Annotated in this window: 19 protein-coding genes and 1 tRNA gene; 17 read left to right on the top strand and 3 right to left on the bottom strand. The window is 72.6% G+C overall.

Translation table 11 applies throughout. The annotated features are described in order from the left end of the window. Window positions 1-14 precede the first annotated feature (14 nt). From cmk to Aeryth_RS12255, 6 genes are all read left to right on the top strand, one after another. A complete protein-coding gene (gene cmk / locus Aeryth_RS12280) occupies window positions 15-686 on the top strand; it encodes a (d)CMP kinase (RefSeq protein ID WP_067859109.1) in 672 nt (223 codons plus the stop codon). Further along, window positions 683-1,405: a lysophospholipid acyltransferase family protein gene (locus Aeryth_RS12275; RefSeq protein WP_067859106.1), complete on the top strand. Its 723-nt coding sequence runs from the start codon at window positions 683-685 to the stop codon at window positions 1,403-1,405. The genes cmk and Aeryth_RS12275 overlap by 4 nt, the downstream gene beginning before the upstream one ends. Further along, the gene (gene der / locus Aeryth_RS12270; protein WP_067859104.1) at window positions 1,398-2,744 is read left to right on the top strand and encodes a ribosome biogenesis GTPase Der; all 1,347 of its coding nucleotides are present in this window, start codon (window positions 1,398-1,400) and stop codon (window positions 2,742-2,744) included. The genes Aeryth_RS12275 and der overlap by 8 nt, the downstream gene beginning before the upstream one ends. Before the next feature lie 111 nt (window positions 2,745-2,855). Next, window positions 2,856-3,677, top strand: a complete 822-nt coding sequence (locus tag Aeryth_RS12265) for a pseudouridine synthase (protein WP_083516626.1) — start codon at window positions 2,856-2,858, stop codon at window positions 3,675-3,677. Window positions 3,678-3,727: 50 nt separating this feature from the next. After that, window positions 3,728-3,804: transfer RNA gene (locus Aeryth_RS12260), tRNA-Pro, on the top strand. A gap of 528 nt (window positions 3,805-4,332) precedes the next feature. After that, a complete protein-coding gene (locus Aeryth_RS12255; RefSeq protein ID WP_144433767.1) occupies window positions 4,333-4,887 on the top strand; it encodes an acid shock protein in 555 nt (184 codons plus the stop codon). A gap of 105 nt (window positions 4,888-4,992) precedes the next feature. On the opposite strand, the gene Aeryth_RS12250 is transcribed toward Aeryth_RS12255, so the two are convergent. Continuing rightward, window positions 4,993-5,739: an NADPH-dependent F420 reductase gene (locus Aeryth_RS12250; RefSeq protein WP_417864628.1), complete on the bottom strand. Its 747-nt coding sequence runs from the start codon at window positions 5,737-5,739 to the stop codon at window positions 4,993-4,995. A 7-nt stretch (window positions 5,740-5,746) separates the two neighbouring features. Continuing rightward, window positions 5,747-6,712, bottom strand: coding sequence for an MsnO8 family LLM class oxidoreductase (locus Aeryth_RS12245; protein WP_067859085.1), 966 nt, complete (start codon window positions 6,710-6,712; stop codon window positions 5,747-5,749). Between the two features lie 123 nt (window positions 6,713-6,835). On the opposite strand from Aeryth_RS12245, the gene Aeryth_RS12240 reads away from it, so the two are divergent. The 5 genes from Aeryth_RS12240 (at window position 6,836) to Aeryth_RS12220 (ending at window position 12,404) form a co-directional block, all read left to right on the top strand. Beyond that, window positions 6,836-8,476 carry an alkaline phosphatase D family protein gene (locus Aeryth_RS12240; protein ID WP_202967668.1) on the top strand — a complete coding sequence of 547 codons (1,641 nt, stop codon included), beginning with the start codon at window positions 6,836-6,838 and terminating at the stop codon, window positions 8,474-8,476. Between the two features lie 153 nt (window positions 8,477-8,629). Next, a complete protein-coding gene (gene tig, locus Aeryth_RS12235; protein ID WP_067859082.1) occupies window positions 8,630-10,003 on the top strand; it encodes a trigger factor in 1,374 nt (457 codons plus the stop codon). A gap of 140 nt (window positions 10,004-10,143) precedes the next feature. After that, entirely contained in the window at window positions 10,144-11,400 is a 1,257-nt protein-coding gene (locus Aeryth_RS12230; protein ID WP_067859078.1) for a lipase family alpha/beta hydrolase, read from the top strand. 46 nt (window positions 11,401-11,446) lie between these two features. After that, window positions 11,447-11,923 (top strand): SRPBCC family protein, encoded by a 477-nt coding sequence (locus Aeryth_RS12225; protein ID WP_067861732.1) that lies wholly within the window; start codon window positions 11,447-11,449, stop codon window positions 11,921-11,923. Beyond that, on the top strand, window positions 11,913-12,404 hold the full coding sequence (locus tag Aeryth_RS12220) for an SRPBCC family protein (RefSeq protein ID WP_067859075.1): 492 nt from the start codon (window positions 11,913-11,915) through the stop codon (window positions 12,402-12,404). The genes Aeryth_RS12225 and Aeryth_RS12220 overlap by 11 nt, the downstream gene beginning before the upstream one ends. 365 nt (window positions 12,405-12,769) lie before the next feature. On the opposite strand, the gene Aeryth_RS12215 is transcribed toward Aeryth_RS12220, so the two are convergent. Then, window positions 12,770-13,510 carry a GntR family transcriptional regulator gene (locus Aeryth_RS12215; RefSeq protein ID WP_067859072.1) on the bottom strand — a complete coding sequence of 247 codons (741 nt, stop codon included), beginning with the start codon at window positions 13,508-13,510 and terminating at the stop codon, window positions 12,770-12,772. Between the two features lie 141 nt (window positions 13,511-13,651). On the opposite strand from Aeryth_RS12215, the gene Aeryth_RS12210 reads away from it, so the two are divergent. Genes Aeryth_RS12210 through Aeryth_RS12185 form a run of 6 tightly spaced genes read left to right on the top strand, consistent with a single transcriptional unit; the run spans window position 13,652 to window position 20,801 of the window. Beyond that, entirely contained in the window at window positions 13,652-14,545 is an 894-nt protein-coding gene (locus Aeryth_RS12210; protein ID WP_067859069.1) for a TIM barrel protein, read from the top strand. Then, window positions 14,542-15,507, top strand: coding sequence for a 5-dehydro-2-deoxygluconokinase (iolC, locus tag Aeryth_RS12205; RefSeq protein ID WP_067859066.1), 966 nt, complete (start codon window positions 14,542-14,544; stop codon window positions 15,505-15,507). Before Aeryth_RS12210 ends, iolC begins: the two co-directional genes overlap by 4 nt. Next, the gene (locus tag Aeryth_RS12200) at window positions 15,504-16,418 is read left to right on the top strand and encodes a Cgl0159 family (beta/alpha)8-fold protein (protein ID WP_236749734.1); all 915 of its coding nucleotides are present in this window, start codon (window positions 15,504-15,506) and stop codon (window positions 16,416-16,418) included. The genes iolC and Aeryth_RS12200 overlap by 4 nt, the downstream gene beginning before the upstream one ends. Next, on the top strand, window positions 16,415-17,329 hold the full coding sequence (iolB, locus tag Aeryth_RS12195) for a 5-deoxy-glucuronate isomerase (RefSeq protein ID WP_470207148.1): 915 nt from the start codon (window positions 16,415-16,417) through the stop codon (window positions 17,327-17,329). Before Aeryth_RS12200 ends, iolB begins: the two co-directional genes overlap by 4 nt. Further along, the gene (gene iolD / locus Aeryth_RS12190) at window positions 17,326-19,299 is read left to right on the top strand and encodes a 3D-(3,5/4)-trihydroxycyclohexane-1,2-dione acylhydrolase (decyclizing) (RefSeq protein WP_067859060.1); all 1,974 of its coding nucleotides are present in this window, start codon (window positions 17,326-17,328) and stop codon (window positions 19,297-19,299) included. Before iolB ends, iolD begins: the two co-directional genes overlap by 4 nt. Then, on the top strand, window positions 19,296-20,801 hold the full coding sequence (locus Aeryth_RS12185) for a CoA-acylating methylmalonate-semialdehyde dehydrogenase (RefSeq protein ID WP_067859057.1): 1,506 nt from the start codon (window positions 19,296-19,298) through the stop codon (window positions 20,799-20,801). Before iolD ends, Aeryth_RS12185 begins: the two co-directional genes overlap by 4 nt. Window positions 20,802-20,828 lie beyond the last annotated feature (27 nt).

The following is a 20,828-nucleotide window of genomic DNA, read 5'->3' as shown; positions in this document are numbered from 1 at the left end:
AGGAGCCAGCACCTGTGAGCACCCCCTTCGTCGTCGCCGTCGACGGTCCGTCCGGATCGGGCAAGTCCAGCACCGCACGGGGCGTGGCAACGCGCCTGTCGCTGGCCTACCTCGACACGGGCGCGATGTACCGCGCGGTCACGTGGGCGCTGCTGCAGCGTGGCACCGACCTCGGCGACCCCGCCGCCATCGCGCGTGACGCGGTCGACCTGCGGCTGGAGTCGGGTACCGACCCGCAGGCGCCCACCATCGCCGTCGACGGCGCCGACGTCTCCGAGGCCGTCCGCGGCGACGACGTGAACGCCCACGTGAGCCCGGTGGCGGCAGTGCCTGAGGTGCGCAGCATGCTCGTCGACCAGCAGCGCGCGATCATCGCCGAGGCCACGGGCGGCATCGTCGTGGAGGGTCGCGACATCGGGTCGACGGTGGCTCCCGACGCCCCGGTGAAGGTGTTCCTCGTCGCCGACGCTCAGGCGCGTGCCGCACGTCGGGCGGCGGAGCGAGGTGGGGCCGACGAGGCCGCGACCGCCGCGTCGCTGGCCGCCCGCGACGCCATCGACTCCACCCGCGCCACGTCGCCGCTGACGCGTGCCGACGGCGCCGTGCAGATCGACGGCACCCATCTCACGCTCGACGAGGTCGTCGACGCGGTGGTGCAGCTGGTCGAGGAGGCCCGGACGACGTGACCGAGCCCCTGGTCGGCGCCGGCGCCCCGGCGTACGCGCCGCGTGCCCTGCCGGAGGCGGGACTGCGGTCGCTGCGCCCGGTCGTGCGCCGCTCCGTCCACCGGCAGTGGGACGTGCGCCAGCGCGGCGCGCACCACGTGCCCGTCGCGGGCCCGGTCATCCTCGCCAGCAACCACGTGGGGTGGCTCGACGGCCCGCTGCTCATCCTGTGCGCCCCGCGCCACGCGCACGCACTCGTCAAGCGGGAGGCCTTCGAGGGTCGCACCGCCCGGGTCCTGCGCCTCGCCGGCCAGATCCCGGTGCGGCGCGAGGAGCGCGACGTCGGCGCCCTGCGCACGGCGGCCGGTGCGCTCGCGGCCGGCCAGTGCGTCGTCGTGTACCCGGAGGGCCAGCGCGGCGCGGGTGACGTGCGCCGGACCAAGGACGGCGTCGCGTGGCTCGCGATGGTCTCCGGCGCGCCCGTCGTGCCGGTGGCGCTGTTCGGCACGCGGGCGCCGGGCGGGCACCCGGAGAGCAGGCCCGCGCGGGGCGCGCGGATCGACGTCGTCTACGGTGAACCCTTACGGATCGCGCCCGTTCCGTGGCCCCGCACCCGGGCCCACGTGGCCGAGGTCGGGCGCCGGATCACCGATCACCTGCGGCACCACGTCGAGTGGGCCGCGGACACCGGGCACCTGCAGCTGCCCGGCCCCCTGCCCGAAGGAACTGCCGATGTCTGAGTCCACCGCGCCGCGCGGCGACGCGCCCCTGCCCGTCCTGGCGGTCATCGGACGGCCCAACGTCGGCAAGTCGACGCTCGTCAACCGCATCATCGGCCGCCGCGAGGCCGTCGTCGAGGACGTCCCCGGCGTCACCCGCGATCGCGTGCCCTACGACGCGGAGTGGAACGGCAAGGCCTTCACCGTGGTCGACACGGGCGGCTGGGACCCCGACGCCCGCGGGCTCGCGGAGCGGATCGCCGCGCAGGCCGAGGTGGCCGTGCAGGCCGCCGACGCCGTCCTGTTCGTCGTCGACGCCACGGTCGGCATCACCGACGCCGACGAGGCGGTCGTGCGGATCCTGCGCGCGGCGAAGAAGCCCGTGGTCCTGGCAGCGAACAAGGTCGACGACCAGCGGGGCGAGCTCGAGGCGGCGTCGCTCTGGAACCTGGGGCTCGGCGAGCCGTACCCCGTCTCCGCGCTGCACGGTCGCGGCAGCGGCGACATGCTCGACGCCGTCCTCGCCGCGCTGCCCGACGCGCCCGAGGAGCGGGAGTCCGAGATCGGCGGTCCGCGCCGGGTCGCCATCGTCGGCAAGCCCAACGTGGGCAAGTCGAGCCTGCTGAACCAGCTCGCGGGGGAGTACCGGGTCGTCGTCGACGACGCGTCCGGCACGACCGTCGACCCCGTCGACGAGCTGGTGGAGCTCGGTGGACGCGAGTGGCGGTTCATCGACACCGCCGGCATCCGCCGCCGGGTCCGCGAGGCGTCGGGGCACGAGTACTACGCGAGCCTGCGCACGTCGACGGCGATCGAGCGCGCCGAGGTCGCCGTCGTCATCGTCGACGCGAGCATGCCGTTCACCGAGCAGGACATCCGCATCGTCTCCTCGGTCGCCGAGACCGGCCGCGCCCTCGTCGTCGCGTTCAACAAGTGGGACAAGGTCGACGAGGAGCGCCGCTACTACCTGGAGCGCGAGATCGAGCGCGAGCTCGTGCAGGTGCAGTGGGCCCCGCGCATCAACATCGCCGCCCGCACCGGCTGGCACGTCGACCGGCTCGTGCGCGCGCTCGACGCCGCCCTCGAGGGCTGGGAGACGCGCATCGGCACCGGGGCGCTGAACTCCTTCCTCGGGCGGCTCGTCGCCGAGCACCCCCACCCCGTGCGGGGCGGCAAGCAGGCCAAGATCCTCTTCGGCACGCAGGCCTCGACCGCTCCGCCGACGTTCATCCTCTTCACGTCGGGGAAGCTGGAGGCGGGCTACGTGCGCTTCGTCGAGCGTCGGCTGCGCGAGGAGTTCGGCTTCGTCGGCACGCCGATCCACATCCAGCAGCGTCCGCGCGAGAAGCGCAAGCGCTGACGGGACGGGCTCGTGCCGCCGCGTTCGCCCCTGCCGCCGCGCCACGGGCTCGGCGCCGCCTGGGTGCGCACGCCCGACCACGACCGCACCCGGCCCTCGCCCGCCCCGACCATGGGCGCCTGGTTGCGCCAGAGGCTGCCCGAGCGCGTCGGGGTCGAGGAGCTGCTCGCCGAGGGTCGGTTCGTGCTCGACGACGGGACGCCGCTCACGGGTGAGGAGCCCTACCGTCCGCACACGTTCGTGTGGTTCCACCGTGCGCTGCGCGACGAGCCGGAGGTGCCGGGCACGATCGACGTGCTGCACGAGGACGAGCGGCTGCTGGTGGTCGACAAGCCGCCGTTCCTGGCGACGATCCCGCGCGGACGGCACGTGCGCCAGAGCGTCACGGTGCGGCTGCGCGACAGCCTCGACCTGCCGGAGCTGACGCCCGCGCACCGTCTGGACCGCGTGACGTCGGGCGTGCTGGTGCTGGTGAAGGAACGGCGGTGGCGCGGCGCGTACCAGCAGCTGTTCGCCGAGCGCGCGATGCGCAAGACGTACCTCGCCCTCGCGCCCTACGACCCGTCCCTGGAGCTGCCGACGACCGTGCGCGACCACGTGCGCAAGGACCGTGGGACGCTGCGCGCCGAGGTCGTGCCGGACGCCCCCGTGAACGCGGTGACGCACGTGGAGCTGCAGGAGGTCCGGGGCGACGAGGCCGTGTACCGCCTCCGCCCCGAGACCGGCCGCACCCACCAGCTGCGCCTGCACCTGTGGGGGCTCGGCGTGCCGATCGTCGGTGACCCGCTGTACCCCGACGTGCTCGACGTCGCGGTCGACGACATGACCACACCGTTGCAGCTCCTGGCCCACGAGGTCGCCTTCACCGACCCCGTCGACGACGCCCCGCGTCGCTTCACGAGCCGCCGGGCCCTGCCCCTCGCGAGCGCCTGAGGCCAGGTGGGGTCGCGGCGAGCGCGTACGGTAGGCTGGCTCAGGTTGTTCGGGCTGTAGCGCAGCTTGGTAGCGCACCTGACTGGGGGTCAGGGGGTCGCAGGTTCAAATCCTGTCAGCCCGACCACTCTGATGTCTCAAGACATCGGCAAGCCCCGAACCCACGGATGTGGGTTCGGGGCTTGTGGTTTCTGGGGCTGGTAGTCGCGTTCGGGGTCGATGACGCGTCGTCCCCCGTTTCGGACACTTCCGGGTGCCCCCGAGCCAGTGGAGTGCCCCGGAAGTGTCCAAGACGCGAGGAGATCGGTGCGGTTTGATCCTCCCCCCAGCAGCGTGACCGGAAGTGTTGCCTATGTCTTGGGACATGCCTTGCCGATGTCCTGAACCAGCACACCGTCAGCCCGACCACGACGACGTCCGAGGACGTCCCACACTCCCGGACCTGCGGAAGCGGGTCCGGGAGTGTCGTGCTTTCGGCTCGCAGTACCTACGGGTGTCTCGCCGGCCGGGTCCTGCGGCGGGGCGGCCCAGTACGCAATCCCGTGCACGGCAGCACGCAGATCGCCCGGATCCAGGGATGCCGCGCTCGTGGTGACGACGCTTGCCGCGTGAGCCCGTCCGGGCCCGCGTACGTCCACCTCGTGTAGGAGTCATCATGATCGTTTCCCGTACGTTCTCGGCGGGCTTGGTCGCCGCCGTCGTCTGCTCCCTCGTCGGGACCGCCTCCGTGGCGAACGCCGCCGAGACGAAGGCCCCCGCGGCGAAGAGCGCCGTGACCCAGAAGGCCGCGGCGAAGGCGGTGGTCCGGCACCCCGAGATCGTCGTCAAGGCGCAGTCCGGTGTGGGCCAGCGTGGCTTCGTCGTGCGCAACCAGGGCAACACGACGGTCCCGGCCGGCACGCAGTTCACGTTCCACTCCAACCGGGCGGTCGGGATCGGCCTGTTCGGCGACCCGCAGATCCAGGAGGACTGGGCCATCGGTGTCCTCGGATCGGGCTACGACGGCGACGTGTACCTCAAGGAGCCGCTGCTGCCCGGGCAGAGCAGGACGTTCCTTCTGTCGACGGTCGAGGTCTCGGCCTTCAGCCAGTGGAGCTTCGAGCTGTCCGACCCGCGGACGGCGGCGCTGGACACGAACTACGCCAACAACAAGGCCGGCATCCGCTGCGCCCTCGTCGTCCTGGGGCTGCCTGCCTGCAGCGTCTCCTGACCTCGAGACCCCTGTCGGCTGGCGAGGCTCCCGGACCGCAGGGTCCGGGAGCCTCGCCATGTCCAGGTCAGCGCGGCGTCACACCGAGCAGGAGCGGGTCGAGCGTCACATGTCGCGGTAGCGCTGCGCCGCGTCGAGCTTCTCCTGCAGCAGCTCCGGCGTGACCTGGCGGCCCGACTCGGGCGTGAAGTCGGCGTCCGGGGTCTGGTAGAGCCCGGCGTAGGCGGCGGTGTCGCGCTGGTAGCGCCAACCCTCGGAGAGCGGGCCGACGTCGTGGGCGTCGTAGCCGATCGCGTCGAGGAAGTCGGTGACGACCTGCTTGGCGTCGGCGTCGTCACCGGCGATGGCGAGCACCGACCGCTCGGGGTCGCCGTGGGGGCGCGCGAGGCGGGCGAGGTGCTCGAAGTAGATGTTGTTGAACGTCTTGACGACCTTCGACTCCGGCAGGTGCTCCTGCGTGAGCTCGCTGGTGGTCGTCGACTCGTCGTCGAGGCGTGCCACCTGACCGTCGCGCTCGGGGTAGTAGTTGTTGGTGTCGATGACGACCTTGCCGCGCAGCGGGTCGACGGGGACGTCGGGTAGTGCCTTGAGCGGCACCGTCACGACCGCGAGGTCGGCCGCCTCCGCCGCCTTTGCCGGGGTCGCCGTGCGCGCCCGCGGGCCGAGCTGCTCGACGAGGTCGCGCAGGGTGTCCGGTCCGCGCCGGTTGCTGAGCACGACGTCGTAGCCCGCGTCGACGGCCAGCCGTGCGACCGTGCTGCCGATGTTTCCACTGCCGATGAGTCCGATGGTGGTCATGACGTCCTCAACACCGTGTTCGTGCCGGACCTTCCCGGAACCACCTCGGACCAGCGCGACCTCAGACCAGGGCGCGCAGCGCGGCGTCGGCGGCGCGCAGGGCCTCGCGGTCCCACGTCGACGTCGACGCCAGCAGCTCGTCGGCGCCGGTGCGCTCAGCCAGCTGCTCGAGGGCCCGGCGGACCGTGCCGGCGTCGCCAGCGACGGCCTGCTCGAGCGACGTCTCGACCCTGCGGCGCACCTGCTCGGGCCACTCCTGCGCGCGGATGGCCGCGGGCGACTCCAGGGGCTCGAAGACGCCGGTGCGCCGGGACTGCGCCATCGCCCACGCCTCCGGGAGGGCGAGCTCGCGGGCGGTCGCGACGTCGTCGGTGACGAGCACGTCGAGCGAGACCAGCACCTGCGGCGCGTCGGCGTCGGGCGAGGGTCGGAAGTCGCGGCGGTACGCGGCGAGCGCCGACGGCAGCTCGTCGGACCACAGCGCCGGCCCGCCGACGACCACCGGTAGACCCAGCTCGGCCGCCAGGGTCACGCCGTGTCCCGTGGCCAGCAGGTACACCGGGACCGGGCCGCCCGCGGGACGCACGGTCACCGCACCGCGACCAGCCAGCAGGTCGCGCAGCTCGCGGACGTCGTCGGCGAACCGGTCGGCGGCGTCGGGGGTCTCCCGCAACGCCTTGCGCACCGGCGCGGTGAAACCCGACGACCGGCCGAGCCCGACGTCGACGCGGCCCGGGTGCAGCGCCTCGAGCATGCGCACCTGCTCCGCGACGACGATCGGCTGGTGGTGCGGGAGCATGATGCCGCCGGACCCGATGCGGATGCGCGACGTCGCCGCACCCACCGCGGCCATCAGGACGGGAGGCGCGCCGCTCGCGATGCCGGGCACGGCGTGGTGCTCCGCCACCCAGAACCGGTCGTAGCCGAGCTCCTCGGCCCAGACGGCACGCGCGACACTGCCCGTGAGTCCCTCCGCGTCGGGATGTCCGGCGCGGGTGCGGGAACGGTCGAGCAGGGAGAGCCTCACGCAGGTCCCAACGCTGCGAGGGCGCCGCAACTTCCGCAGCGTCCCGCGCGAGGTTCCCCGACCGACTCCTGACGTTCACCCCGACCTCGCCGTCCCGTACCCCGACCCTGTCTGACTGGCCGGGTGAGGACCGGGACGCCCCGAGCACCCCTGACCCGCCGCGACGTGGTCGTGAGCGGCGTCGGCTTCACCGTCGGCGCCGGCGCCGTCGTCGCGACCCTGCGACCGTCGCCCGCCCCCGCCAGCCGCCACCGTCACTTCCAGCACGGCGCGGCGTCGGGCGACCCGGTCGCCGACGGCGTGGTGCTCTGGACCCGGGTGACGCCGACGCCCGACGCCCGCCCGGGCTCGGGACGCGGAGCCCCGACCGAGGTCGACTGGGAGGTCGCCGCCGACGAGGACTTCGTCGACGTCGTCGCCGCCGGCGTGGCGCGCACCGACGCCCGCCGCGACCACACCGTCAAGCTCGACGTCCGCGCCCTGCAGCCCGCGACGACCTACTGGTACCGCTTCCGGCACGGACCCGACACCGTCGGCGGCCGCACGCGCACGGCACCGGCCGAGGACGACGACGTGCAGCGGCTGCGGCTCGGCGTCGTCTGCTGCGCCAACTGGCAGGCCGGCTACTTCGCCGCCTACCGGCACCTGCTCGACCACGACCTCGACGCCGTCGTCCATCTCGGCGACTACCTGTACGAGTACCAGCCGGGGAAGTACTCCCACGGACCCGACTGGACCGACGTGCGGCGCCACGACCCGCCGCACGAGACCGTGTCGCTCGAGGACTACCGCCGTCGGCACGCGCAGTACAAGACCGACCCCGACCTGCAGCAGCTGCACGCGGCGCTGCCGATGGTCGCCACGTGGGACGACCACGAGATCGCCGACGGCTGGTACCCCGGCGGGGCCTTCGAGCACCAGCGCTTCACCGAGGGCCCCTGGGGCCGCCGCAAGCGCGCCGCGATGCGGGCGTACGACGAGTGGATGCCGGTCCGCCTGGGCGGCACGGCCCGCGTGGGCGACGGCACCCGCATCTACCGGCGGTTCCGGTTCGGCCGGCTGGCGGACCTCTCGATGCTCGACCTGCGCGGCTACCGCGACGAGCGCGTCGAGGCCGACGACCCGCGCCTGGACGACGCCGCCCGCTCCCTCACCGGGGCCGACCAGGAGGCGTGGCTGGTGGAGGGACTCGCTACGCGCGGTGCCCGGTGGCGGCTCGTCGGGAACCCCGTGATGGTCGCGCCGATGCTGATGCCGCCGCGTCCGCGCGGCCAGGAGCTCGCCCTGCGTCGCACCACCGACCCGATGACCTGGGGGCCCGCGGAACCGAACACCGACACGTGGGACGGCTATCCCGTGGAGCGCCGACGGGTGCTCGAGCGGATCAAGGAGGCGGGCGTCGACGACGTGGTCTTCCTCAGCGGCGACGTGCACACCGCCTGGGCCAACGAGGTCGAGCTCGACGGTGCCCCCGTCGCGACCGAGCTCGTGTGCAGCTCCGTCACCAGCAACAACGTCGATGACTTCATGGGCACCAAGCCCCGCACCGTCTCGCTGGCGATGGAGGAGGCGATCGTGCGCATGAACCCGCACGTGCGCTTCGTCAACCTCGACGACCACGGCTACAGCGTGCTCGAGCTGACGCCCGACGAGGCGCGCATGGAGTGGCACGCGGTCAGCGACCGCACCGACCCCGACGCCTCCTCGCGGCTCCTGGCGACCCGCCGCGTCCCGGCCGGGACGAACCGCGTCCTGCCCACCTGACCGTGCTGGTTCGCCTGCACCAGGGGCAGCGTGAGAGACTGCACGGAGGTCCTGCCGCGGGCTGCTGAGCCCGCGCGACCTCCCGCGTCCGCGCCACGTCCCGAGCGGTTGCGGCACGCACCCCGACCACCACCACCGCAGGAGCAGCACGACGTGAAGAGCACCACCGAGACCCTGAGCCCCACGCGGGTCAAGCTCACCATCGAGGTGCCGTTCGAGGAGTTCAAGCCGAGCCTCGACAAGGCGTACAAGACGATCGGTTCGCAGATCACCATCCCCGGCTTCCGCAAGGGGAAGGTGCCGGCCGCCATCGTCGACCAGCGCATCGGCCGCAGCGCCGTGCTGGACGAGGCCATCAACGGCGCCCTGCCCGGCTGGTACAACGAGGCCCTGCAGCAGGCGGAGATCCAGCCGCTGAGCCAGCCCGAGATCGACCTCACCAAGTTCGTCGACGGCGAGGACATCGAGATCACCGCCGAGCTCGACGTGCGCCCCACCCTCGAGCTGCCCGACCTGGCGAGCATCGAGGTGCAGGTCGCCGACGCCGAGGTCACCGACGCCGACGTCGACGAGCAGATCGACGCCCTGCGTGACCGCTTCGCCGTCACCACCGACGTCGACCGCGCCGCCGCCGACGGCGACGCCGTCACCATCGACCTCGTCGCGCGCGACAAGGACGGCTCCGACATCGAGGGCGCCGACGCCAAGGGCCTGCCCTACACGATCGGCTCCGGCACCCTGCTCGACGGTCTCGACGAGGCGCTCATCGGCCTCGAGAAGGGCGCGACGACCACGTTCGCGACCGAGCTGGTCGGCGGCGAGCTCAAGGGCACGCCCGTCGACGTCACCGTGACCCTGAACGAGGTCAAGGAGCGCCAGGTCGCCGAGCTCGACGAGGAGTTCGTCCAGACCGCCTCGGAGTTCGACACCGTCGAGGAGCTCAAGGCCGACGTGCGCGAGCGGCTCGTCCGCGGCAAGCGCATGGAGCAGGCCGCCGAGGCCCGCGACCTCGTCCTCGACGAGATCGTCGGCCAGGTCGAGGCGCCGCTGCCCGACGCCGTCGTCGCCGAGGAGCTGCAGGGTCGCCGTGAGCAGATCCAGCAGCAGCTCTCCTACGCCGGCATCCCGTTCGAGACCTACCTCGAGGACGAGGGCCAGACCGAGGAGGAGTTCGAGGCCGAGCTCGAGCGCCGGGTGCGCGACTCGATCGTCGCCCAGTTCGTGCTCGACCAGGTGGTCGCCGACTCCGAGATCGGCATCCAGGACGACGAGCTGAGCCAGCACATCTTCCGCCGGGCGCAGGAGTCGGGCCAGGACCCGAACTCCTACATCCAGCACATCATGGAGCACAACCACGTGCCCGAGATGGTGAGCGAGGTGCTGCGCGGCAAGGCGCTCGCCGAGCTGATGCAGCAGGCCGTCGTCAAGGACGCGTCCGGCACGGTGCTCGAGCTGGGCAAGCTGCGCGCCGACGGCTCCCTCGCCGACGACGAGGAGTCCGACGAGGCTGAGGCCACCCAGGCCTGACCCGACCCGTCACCGACGGCCCGACACCCGCACGGGTGTCGGGCCGTCGTGCGTGCGGCTGGCGCCGTGTGGGTGTGCGAACGCTGAGAACCTCGCCACGTGCGGTTCACATCGCGCTCAGATACCGGCAGTATGTAGCCATGCCCGGCTCACCCGCACGCACCACCGACGTGGCCGCGCTCGCGCTGGACCACCTCGACCGGCTGGTCGTCGGCACGGTGCGCGAGGTGCACGAGGCCGTGGCGGCGCGGGCCTTCCGCGCCACCCGTGTGGTCGGCGGCCGGGTGCCCGAGTCGCTGCACGACGCCGTCGTCACCTCCGTCTACGGCGCGGTCTCCGGCGTGCTGCGGGTCGGGAGCGGCTCGGTCCGTGCCCTCTCGGCACGAGGGATCGGTGCGCCGGTGGAGTCCACGCGCCTCGGCCGCAGCGTCGTGGCCGCCGTCAACGGCCTGATCGGCGACGAGCTGCGCATGCTGGACGACCCGCAGGCGATCGTCATGTCGGTGCGCGTCGACGGCGAGGACCTCCCGCCCACCGGCTGGCAGGTGGCCGAGGCCTTCCGCGACGCCGGCAGCCACCTGGTCGTGTTCCTGCACGGCCTCTGCGAGGACGACGAGTCGTGGACGCTCGGCTCCAAGGTGTCGGGCACCTCGTACGCGACGCGGATCTCGAGCGAGACCGACGCGACGCCCGTGATGATCCGCTACAACACCGGGCTGCACATCTCCGAGAACGGCAAGCACCTCGACGCGCTCCTCACCCAGCTCGTCGACGTGTGGCCCACCCCCGTCTCCCGCATCACGCTCGTCGGTCACTCGATGGGCGGTCTCGTGGTGCGCGCGGCCACCAACCACGCGACCGCCGGTGGGAAGACGTGGCAGCACCTCGTGCGCGACGTCGTGTGCCTGGGGACGCCGCACGCCGGCGCGAACCTGGAGAAGGTCGCCCACCTCGGCTCCTCCGTGCTGCGCTTCCTCCCCGAGTCGCGGCCCTTCAGCACCATCCTCGACACCCGGTCCGCCGGCATCGTCGACCTGCGGCACGGCTACATCTCCGCCGACGAGTGGGAGGGCCAGGACCTCACCCGTGCGTGGGGCCTCGACCGGATCGCCGCCGCCCCGCTCCCGCACGCCGAGTACCACTTCGTCGCCGGCACGCTCGGGGCGTCGCAGCGCCACCCGCTCAGCACCGTCCTCGGCGACCTGCTCGTGCACTTCTCCTCCGCCACCGGTGTCGGTCGCACCGGCCCGGTGGTCGAGGGCGCCCGCTTCGAGTACGTGCCGAGCGCCCACCACTTCGCCCTGCTCAACCATCCGACGGTCGCCGACTGGCTCGTCGAGTGGGTGCGTGCGGCGCACCGTCCCGTCCGGGCGCTGAGCGCGTCCGGCCAGGACTGAACCCGTCCCACCCCGCCCCGTCCCCGACACCTTGGGAGTCACCACCGTGCCGAACCGCAGCCTGATCGAGAGCTCCGTCGAGATCGACGCCCCGCCGTCCGTCGTCTGGAGCATCGTGTCCGACCTCAAGCGGATGGGGGAGTGGAGCCCCCAGTGCCGCCGCATGATCATCCGCGGCGGCGTGGTCCGGCAGGGCGCGCGCACGATCAACATCAACCGGCAGGGCTGGAAGGTCTGGCCCACCCGCTCCTCCGTCAAGGTGTTCGAGCCCGAGCACGAGCTGGCGCTCAAGATCGCCGAGAACGGCACCGTGTGGACCTACCGTCTCGAGGCGCTCGGCGGCGACCGGACCCGGCTCACCGAGTCGCGCACCGCACCGAACGGTGTCTCGAGCCTGTCGAACCTGCTGACGAAGCACGTGCTCGGCGGGACCGAGACGTTCGAGGACGAGCTCGAGCAGGGCATCCACCAGACCCTGCAGCGGATCAAGGCCGAGGCCGAGGCCGGGGTCCGTGCCGCCTGAGTTCCCCGCCGGGGGCCTGCCCGCCCTCGAGGCGGAGACCTCGATCGACGCGTCCGTCGACGTCGTGTGGAGCCTGCTGTCGGACCTGCGCTCGATGAGCGAGCGCAGCCCCGAGACCGTGCGCATGGTCATCGCCGACGCTCCCCGCGTCGGGTCTCGCGGTGTCAACCTCAACCGCAAGGGCGCGGTGCTCTGGCCGACGACCACCCGCATCACGCGCTGGAAGCCGCCCACCCACGACGGATCCGCCGCCCTCGCCTTCCGGATCTGGCCGGTCGACGTCGAGTGGTCCTACGAGCTGACCCCCGAGGACGGCGGCACGCACGTCGTCGAACGTCGCAGCGCCCTCCCGTCCGCCGGCCTCTCCACCCGCCTCGTCGGCAAGTGGCTCATGGGCGGCGCCGAGAACCACGACGTCGAGCTCCTCGACGGCATGCGTCGCACCCTCGCCGCCCTGAAGGCGGAGGCGGAGGGGCGCTGAGGGCTGGGTGGGCGGTAGGTGACGCGCGCCTCCTGGGCGCGGAGGTAGGTGACGCGCGTATCCCTGGGCGCGAAGGTAGGTGACGCGCGGAAAGAGCCTCTCATCCCGCGCGTCACCTACCTCTGCACGCGCAGGAGGCGCGCGTCACCTACCGCCCCCACGCCGGACCCGGCCGCGGCCCGGGGGACCCCCCGAGCATCGCGCCAGTCGCCCGGTCGAGGCTCTTGCGGCGGCCGACACCAGCGTGGGCCGAGGCAGCGCACCAGCACGACGAGATCCCCGCAGGCAGCGCACCAGCAGGCCAGACCCCCGCAGGCAGCGCACAGCAACCACAGGCCTGCCCGGCCCTGCCCAGCTGCGCGGCGTCAGCGGTCGACGAGGGTGACGTCGAAGCTGTAGAGGCCCGGGCGGTAGGCGTGGCGGCCGAACTCGACGGCCCGGCCGAGGTTGTCGTAGGCGGTGCGCTGCATGGTGAGCAGGGGCGCGTCGACCTCCTCGCGGAGCAGGCGCGCCTCGACGGGGCGGACGCCGCGGGCGCCGATGCTCTGGCGGGCGACGCGGATGACGAAGCCGGCGTCGCGCAGGTAGGAGTACAGGCCCTGCGCCTCGAGGTCGACGTCGCCGAGGTCGACGATGGAGGAGGGCAGGTAGTTGTGCATGACGGCGAGCGGCTCGCCGCCGGCGATGAAGCGCAGCCGCCGCAGCGACCAGACGGGCTCGCCGAGGTCGACCTGCAGCTGCTCGGCCACCTGCTCGTCCGCGGGGACGAGCAGCTGCTCGAGGACGGTCGTGCGGGGGTGCTGGCCGGCGGCGGCGAGGTCGTCGAACAGGCTGGTCAGCTCGACCTGGCGCCGCACCTGGCCGTGCACGACCTGGGTGCCGACGCCGCGGCGACGCACGAGCATGCCCTTGTCGACGAGGACCTGGATGGCCTGGCGCATGGTCGGCCGCGACAGGCCGAGGTCCTGGGCCATCGTGATCTCGTTCTCGAGCCGCTCGCCGGCGCCGATCTCGCCCGACACGATGGCACGCTCGAGCTGCTCGGCCACCTGGAAGTACAGGGGCACGGGGCTCGAGCGGTCCAGGGTGATCCGAGGGCTCGACATGCACGCAACCTAGCAGTCGAGCGTCCAACGTCAAGATGTCCTGACAAATGCTTGACAGTGACCCAGGACACGGTCCAGAGTCTTCCTCGGACGTCATGTCCTGACATTCGAAACCGCCGCTCTTCCCACTCGAGGACCCCCATGTCGCAGATCGCCTCCCGTTCCCGCATCGCCGGTGCCCCCATCTCCTGGGGCGTGTGCGAGGTGCCGGGCTGGGGTTACCAGCTGCCCGCCGACCGCGTCCTCCCCGAGATGCGCGAGCTGGGCATCGCCGCCACCGAGTTCGGCCCGGAGGGCTTCCTGCCCGACGCGCCGCAGGCGAAGGCGGAGCTGCTCGAGTCCTACGGCCTCTCCGCGGTCGGCGGCTTCCTGCCGCTCGTGCTGCACACCGACCACGACCCGATGCCCGAGGTCGACGCGTTCATCGACGACTGCCTCGCCGCCGGCGCCGGCGTCGTCGTCATCGCGGTCGCCACCGGCCAGGACGGCTACGACGAGCGTCCCGAGCTCAGCGACGTCGAGTGGAAGACGCTGCTCGGCCACCTCGACCGCATCGCCGACCGCGCCACCGAGCGCGGCGTCGTCGCGGCAGTCCACCCGCACGTCGGCACGCTCGTCGAGAACGCCGAGGAGACCCAGCGGGTCCTCGACGGCTCGCACGTCGGCCTCTGCGTCGACACCGGCCACCTGGTCGCCGCCGGCGCGGATCCGGTCGCGATCACCCTCGCCAACCTGGAGCGTGTCGTCCACGTGCACCTCAAGGACGTCGACGCCGACCTCGCCGCACGCGTCCAGTCCGGCGACCTCGCCTTCTCCGACGCCGTCTCGCAGGGTCTGTGGACGGTGCTCGGGCGCGGCAGCGTCGACGTGGCCGCGATGATCTCCGCGCTCGAGGGCCACGGCTACACGGGTTGGTACGTCCTCGAGCAGGACCTCAAGCTCACGGGCGAGCCGGAGGGCGAGGGCCCGAAGGTCGACGTCGCGGCCTGCCTCGCGTACGTCGAGGGCGCGCTCGCCGCGGAGACCGTCGCATGACGTACGAGGTCATCACGCTCGGCCGCTGCGGCGTCGACGTCTACCCCGAGCAGGTGGGCGTGGGCCTGGAGGACGTCGCGACGTTCGCGAAGTTCCTCGGCGGCTCGCCCACCAACGTCGCGGTCGCGGCCTCGCGGCTCGGCCACCGCAGCGCCGTCGTCACCAAGACCGGCGACGACCCGTTCGGCCGCTTCGTGCGCCGCGCGCTCGAGGGCTTCGGCGTCGACACCGCGTTCGTCGGCACCGACCCCGACCTGCCCACGCCGGTCACGTTCTGCGAGATCTTCCCGCCGGACGACTTCCCGCTCTACTTCTACCGCCGGCCCTCCGCGCCGGACCTGCAGCTGCGCGCCGAGGAGCTCGCCCCCTCCACCGACCTGTACCGCAGCGTCCAGGAGGCCGACATCCTCTGGTTCACGGTCACCGGCCTCAGCGAGGAGCCGAGCCGCGAGGCCCACCTCGCCGCGCTCGAGGCGCGGGGCAAGGACCGGCTGACGGTCATCGACCTCGACTACCGGCCCATGTTCTGGTCCGACCCCGCCGACGCCACCGCCGCGATCGCCGAGGTGCTGCCCTACGTCTCGGTCGCCGTCGGCAACCGCGAGGAGTGCGAGGTCGCGATCGGCGAGACCGAGCCGCAGGCCGCCGCCAAGGCCCTGCGCGCCGCCGGCGTGGAGACCGCGATCGTCAAGCAGGGCCCGGCCGGTGTGCTGGGCGTGCGGGGCGACGAGTCCGTCGTGGTGCCGCCGGTGCCGGTCGACGTCGTCAACGGTCTCGGTGCGGGCGACGCGTTCGGCGGGTCGCTCGTCCACGGACTGCTCTCGGGGTGGAACCTGGAGCGGACGCTCCGCTTCGCGAACGCGGCCGGCGCCTACGTGGCGGGCCAGCTCTCGTGCGCGGACGCCATGCCCACGCCCGACGTGGTCGAACAGGTCCTGAGCAACGGGAAGGTCGTCGCATGAGCATCGCCGAGCAGGACCGGAAGGGTCGCGCCACGGTCGACCAGGCCGCGATCAGCCGCACCATCGAGCAGCGCGTCAGCGACCCTGCCTCCATCGCCCGGGCCTGGGCCGAGCGCCGCCGACCGACGTCGCTCGTCGGCAGCACCGGACGCCTCATGCTCGTGGCCGCCGACCACCCCGCCCGCGGTGCGCTGCGCGCCGGCGACGATGCCTTCGCCATGGGCGACCGCGCGCGTCTGCTGGACCGCATGGTCCGTGCGCTCGCCCGGCCCGGCGTCGACGGTGTCCTCGGCACGGCCGACGTGCTCGACGACCTGCTGCTCCTCGGCGCCCTCGAGGGCAAGGTCGTCATCGGCTCGATGAACCGCGGTGGTCTCGCGGGCACGGCCTTCGAGATCGACGACCGCTTCACCGGCCACGACGCCGCGACGATCAAGCGCGACGGCATGCAGGGCGGCAAGATGCTGTTCCGCATCGAGCCCGACGACGCCGGCACCGTCGCCACGATGCAGGCGTGCGCCGAGGCCGTGCGCGACCTCGCCGAGGCGCAGGTCATGGCGATGGTGGAGCCCTTCATCTCCCACCGCCGCGACGGACGGGTCGTCAACGACCTGTCGACCGCCGCGGTCGTGCGCTCCGCGACGGTGGCTGCCGGTCTCGCGCCGACGTCGGCCTACACGTGGCTGAAGCTGCCCGTCGTCGACGACATGGACGCCGTCCTCTCGGCCACCGGCCTGCCGGTGCTGCTGCTCGGCGGCGAGGTCTCGAGCGACCAGGAGGCGCAGTTCGCGGCGTGGTCGAAGGCCCTCGCGCACCCGGCCGTCCGCGGCATGGTCGTGGGTCGCAGCCTGCTCTTCCCGCCCGACGGCGACGTCGAGGCCGCGGTCGACGCCACGGTGGCGATGCTCTGATGTCGCACGTCGTGCGCAAGGGCGAGGGTGCGGTCGCACCCTTCGTCCTCGACGTCACCCCGAAGAGCGCGGGCTGGGACCACACCGGCCTCAAGGTCCTCGAGCTGGCACCCGGTGCCTCGCAGACCGTCGCCGAGGACGGCCACGAGCTGCTCGTGCTCGCCCTGTCGGGCTCGGCCACCGTCGTGGTCGACGTCGACGGCACGCAGACCTCCTTCGACCTGGCCGGACGCCCCGACGTCTGGTCCGGGCCGAGCGACGTGGTGTACGCACCGCTGGGCTCGGCCGTCACCGTCACGTCGGCCGCCGGTGGCCGGTTCGCGATCCCGACCGCCGCTGCCACGGCGCGTCTGGAGCCTGCGTACCTGCCTGCGGCCGACGTGCCGGTCGAGATGCGCGGGGCCGGTCAGGCGAGCCGCCAGGTGAACAACTTCGGCGTCCCCGGCGTGCTCGAGGCCGACCGCATCATCGCCTGCGAGGTGCTCACGCCCGGTGGCAACTGGTCGTCCTACCCGCCCCACAAGCACGACGAGGAGCGCGAGGGCGAGACCCGGCTGGAGGAGATCTACTACTACGAGGTGGCGTCCGGACCTGCCCCGGCGGGGGTGCGGGGCGACGGGCCGCAGACGGAGCGCCCGGGCGTCGGGTACCAGCGCGTCTACGGGCACGAGAAGGCCGAGATCGACGTGCTCGCGGAGGTGCGCGACGGCGACGTCGTGCTCATCCCGCACGGCTGGCACGGGCCGTCGATGGCCGCCCCCGGCTACGACCTCTACTACCTCAACGTCATGGCCGGACCGGGCGACGAGCGGGCGTGGCTGATCTGCGACGACCCCGCCCACACCTGGGTCCGCGACACCTGGGCCGACCAGCCGGTCGACCCCCGACTTCCCTTCGGAGGGCACGCATGAGCAGCATCCCCGCCGCCCGCACCGTGCGACTGACCGTCGCCCAGGCGACGGTCCGCTTCCTCGAGGTGCAGCACGTCGAGCGCGACGGCCGGACGCACGCGTTCTTCGCCGGCTGCTGGGGCATCTTCGGCCACGGCAACGTCGCCGGGGTCGGGCAGGCGCTGCTCGAGCGCTCGCAGTCCGACGACCCGTCGCGCCTGGAGTTCTTCCACGGCCGCAACGAGCAGGCCATGGTGCACGCCGCCGTCGCCTACGCCCGCCAGTACGACCGCCTGCGGGCGATGGCGGTCACCGCCTCGGTGGGCCCGGGCTCCACGAACATGGTCACGGGCGCCGCGCTCGCCACCATCAACCGCCTGCCGGTGCTCCTGCTGCCCGGCGACGTGTTCGCCACGCGTCCGGCCAACCCCGTGCTCCAGGAGCTCGAGGACCCGTCGAGCATGGACACCACGGTCAACGACTCCTTCCGCGCCGTCTCGCGCTACTGGGACCGCGTGGCCCGACCGGAGCAGCTGCCCTCGGCGCTGCTGCAGGCCATGCGGGTGCTCACCGACCCCGCCGACACCGGTGCCGTCACCCTCTGCCTGCCGCAGGACGTGCAGGCCGAGGCCTACGACTGGCCGGTCGAGCTGTTCGAGACCCGCGTCTGGCACGTCGGTCGGCCGGTCCCGCAGCCCGCCGAGCTCGAGCGCGCCGTCGCGGCCATCAAGGCCAGCCGGCGTCCGCTCGTCGTCGCCGGCGGCGGCGTGATCTACGCGGGCGCCGACGCCGCCCTCGCCGCGTTCGCGGCGGCGACCGGCATCCCGGTGGGCGAGACGCAGGCCGGCAAGGGCTCGCTGCCGTACGACCACCCGCAGGCGCTCGGTGCGATCGGGGCCACCGGCACCACCGCCGCCGACGCCGTGGCCGCGGAGGCCGACCTCGTCATCGGCGTCGGCACCCGGTACAGCGACTTCACGACCGCCTCGCGCACCGTGTTCGCCGCCGAGGGCGTCCGCTTCGTCAACGTCAACGTCGCCCGCATCGACGCGCTCAAGCTGTCGGCCGCCACGCTCGTGGCCGACGCCCGCGAGGCGCTCGAGGCGCTCACCGAGGCCCTCGACGGCTGGCGCGTCGACGACGCCTACGCCGAGCGCAACACGGCCCTGGCGCAGGAGTGGGACGAGGTCGTCGAGGCGTCGCACCAGGCCATCTCGGGCGACACGCGACTCGTCCAGTCCGCCGTCCTCGGTGTCGTCAACGAGACGTCCGACCCGCGCGACGTCGTGCTCTGCGCGGCCGGCTCGATGCCCGGCGACCTGCACAAGCTGTGGCGCACGCGCGACCGCAAGGGCTACCACGTCGAGTACGGGTTCTCCTGCATGGGCTACGAGATCGCCGGCGGTCTCGGCGTCAAGATGGCCGCGCTCGACCAGGCCCGCGAGGGCACCGACGACGACCGCGACGTGTTCGTCATGGTCGGCGACGGCTCGTACCTGATGATGAACACCGAGCTGGTCACCGCGGTGGCCGAGGGCGTGAAGATCATCGTCGTGCTGGTGCAGAACCACGGCTACGCCTCGATCGGCGCCCTGTCGCAGAGCCTCGGCTCGCAGCGCTTCGGCACCCGCTACCGCTACCGCACCGACACCGGCCTCGACGGCGACGTCCTGCCGGTCGACCTCGCGGCGAACGCGGCGAGCCTCGGCGCCGACGTGGTCGTCGCGAGCAGCCTCGACGACCTCCGCTCGGCGGTGGTGAAGGCCAAGGAGTCCCCGCGGACGACCGTGATCCACGTCGAGACCGACCCGCTCGTGCCTGCGCCCTCCAGCCCGGCCTGGTGGGACGTGCCGGTCGCCGAGGTCTCCGCGCTCGACTCCACCCGCGAGGCCCGCACCACCTACGAGCAGCACAAGGCCGACCAGCGCCACCACCTGGCGCCCACCGACACCCCTTCCACCGCACAGCAGAGCGAGGACACCTCCCGATGACGTACGAGACCACCTACGACCACTGGATCGGCGGACAGAGCGTCGCCGGCACCTCCGAGCGCGTCGGCGACGTGTACGACCCGGCCCTCGGCACGCCGCAGAAGGGCGTCCGCCTGGCCTCCGTCGAGGACGTCGACGCCGCCGTCCAGGCAGCGCGCACCGCGTTCACGACGTGGAGCGAGACGTCCGTGACGGCCCGCTCACGTGTCATGTTCGCCTTCCGCCAGCTGCTCGTGGAGCGCGAGGAGGAGCTCGCGCAGGTCATCAGCGCCGAGCACGGCAAGACCCTCGACGACGCACGCGGCGAGGTCGTCCGCGGTCGCGAGGTCGTCGAGTTCGCGTGCGGCATCCCGCAGCTGCTCAAGGGCGAGTACAACGACCAGGTCTCCGGCTCGGTCGACTCCTACTCCTTCCGCCAGCCGCTCGGCGTGGTCGCGGGCATCACGCCGTTCAACTTCCCGATCATGGTGCCGCTGTGGATGCACCCGGTCGCGATCGCCACCGGCAACACGTTCGTGCTCAAGCCGTCCGAGCGGGTGCCCGGCGCGTCGGCCATGGTCGCGCGGCTCTACCAAGAGGCCGGTCTGCCCGACGGCGTCTTCAACGTCGTGCACGGCGACAAGGTGGCCGTCGACGCGCTCCTCGACCACGCCGACGTCGACGGGGTCTCCTTCGTCGGCTCCACGCCGATCGCGAAGTACGTGCACGAGCGTGCTTCCGCCTCCGGCAAGCGGGTCCAGGCCCTCGGCGGTGCCAAGAACCACGCGGTGGTCATGCCCGACGCCGACCTCGACTTCGCCGCCGACCACATCGTCGCCGCCGGCTACGGCTCGGCAGGCCAGCGCTGCATGGCCATCTCGGCCGTCGTCGCCGTCGGACCGGCCGCCGACACCCTCGTCGACAAGATCCGCGAGCGCACCCACGAGATCAAGGTGGGCGTCGGCACCGACCCCGACGCCGGCATGGGTCCCGTCGTGACCAAGGCGTCGCGCGACCGCATCGTCGACTACATCGGGCAGGGCGAGTCCGCCGGAGCGAAGGTCGTCGTCGACGGCCGCGACCTCGTCGTCGAGGACCACGAGGAGGGCTTCTTCGTCGGCCCGACGCTCATCGACCACGTCACGACCGACATGAGCGTCTACACCGACGAGATCTTCGGACCCGTCCTCGCGGTCCTGCGGGTCGACAGCCTCGACGAGGCGCTCGACCTCATCAACAGCAACCCCTACGGCAACGGGACGGCGGTGTTCACCTCCTCGGGAGAGGTGGCCCGGACGTTCCAGCGTCGGGTGCAGGTGGGCATGATCGGGATCAACGTCCCCGTCCCCGTGCCCATGGCCTTCCACTCCTTCGGAGGCTGGAAGGACTCGCTCTTCGGTGACCACCACGTCCACGGTCCCGAGGGCATCCGCTTCTACACCCGCGCGAAGGTGGTCACCGCCCGGTGGCCGCACGTGAGCGAGGAGTCCCTCGCCGCCCTCCATTTCCCGACGGCTCACTGACGCCGGGCCCAGAAAGAGAAGGAAACC

This window comes from Aeromicrobium erythreum (genome assembly GCF_001509405.1).
Classification (GTDB): domain Bacteria; phylum Actinomycetota; class Actinomycetes; order Propionibacteriales; family Nocardioidaceae; genus Aeromicrobium; species Aeromicrobium erythreum.
Note: the sequence above shows the minus strand (reverse complement) of the source record. Positions and strands in the feature narration are given on the sequence as shown.

Excerpts from the sequence above, each read along its gene's own strand:
- iolC (WP_067859066.1), top strand. The coding sequence starts at position 14,542 with ATGACGTACGAGGTCATCACGCTCGGCCGCTGCGGCGTCGACGTCTAC.
- iolD (WP_067859060.1), top strand. The coding sequence starts at position 17,326 with ATGAGCAGCATCCCCGCCGCCCGCACCGTGCGACTGACCGTCGCCCAG.
- der (WP_067859104.1), top strand. The coding sequence starts at position 1,398 with ATGTCTGAGTCCACCGCGCCGCGCGGCGACGCGCCCCTGCCCGTCCTG.
- Aeryth_RS12215 (WP_067859072.1), bottom strand. The coding sequence starts at position 13,510 with ATGTCGAGCCCTCGGATCACCCTGGACCGCTCGAGCCCCGTGCCCCTG.
- Aeryth_RS12230 (WP_067859078.1), top strand. The coding sequence starts at position 10,144 with ATGCCCGGCTCACCCGCACGCACCACCGACGTGGCCGCGCTCGCGCTG.
- Aeryth_RS12210 (WP_067859069.1), top strand. The coding sequence starts at position 13,652 with ATGTCGCAGATCGCCTCCCGTTCCCGCATCGCCGGTGCCCCCATCTCC.
- Aeryth_RS12185 (WP_067859057.1), top strand. The coding sequence starts at position 19,296 with ATGACGTACGAGACCACCTACGACCACTGGATCGGCGGACAGAGCGTC.
- Aeryth_RS12255 (WP_144433767.1), top strand. The coding sequence starts at position 4,333 with ATGATCGTTTCCCGTACGTTCTCGGCGGGCTTGGTCGCCGCCGTCGTC.
- Aeryth_RS12265 (WP_083516626.1), top strand. The coding sequence starts at position 2,856 with ATGGGCGCCTGGTTGCGCCAGAGGCTGCCCGAGCGCGTCGGGGTCGAG.
- Aeryth_RS12200 (WP_236749734.1), top strand. The coding sequence starts at position 15,504 with ATGAGCATCGCCGAGCAGGACCGGAAGGGTCGCGCCACGGTCGACCAG.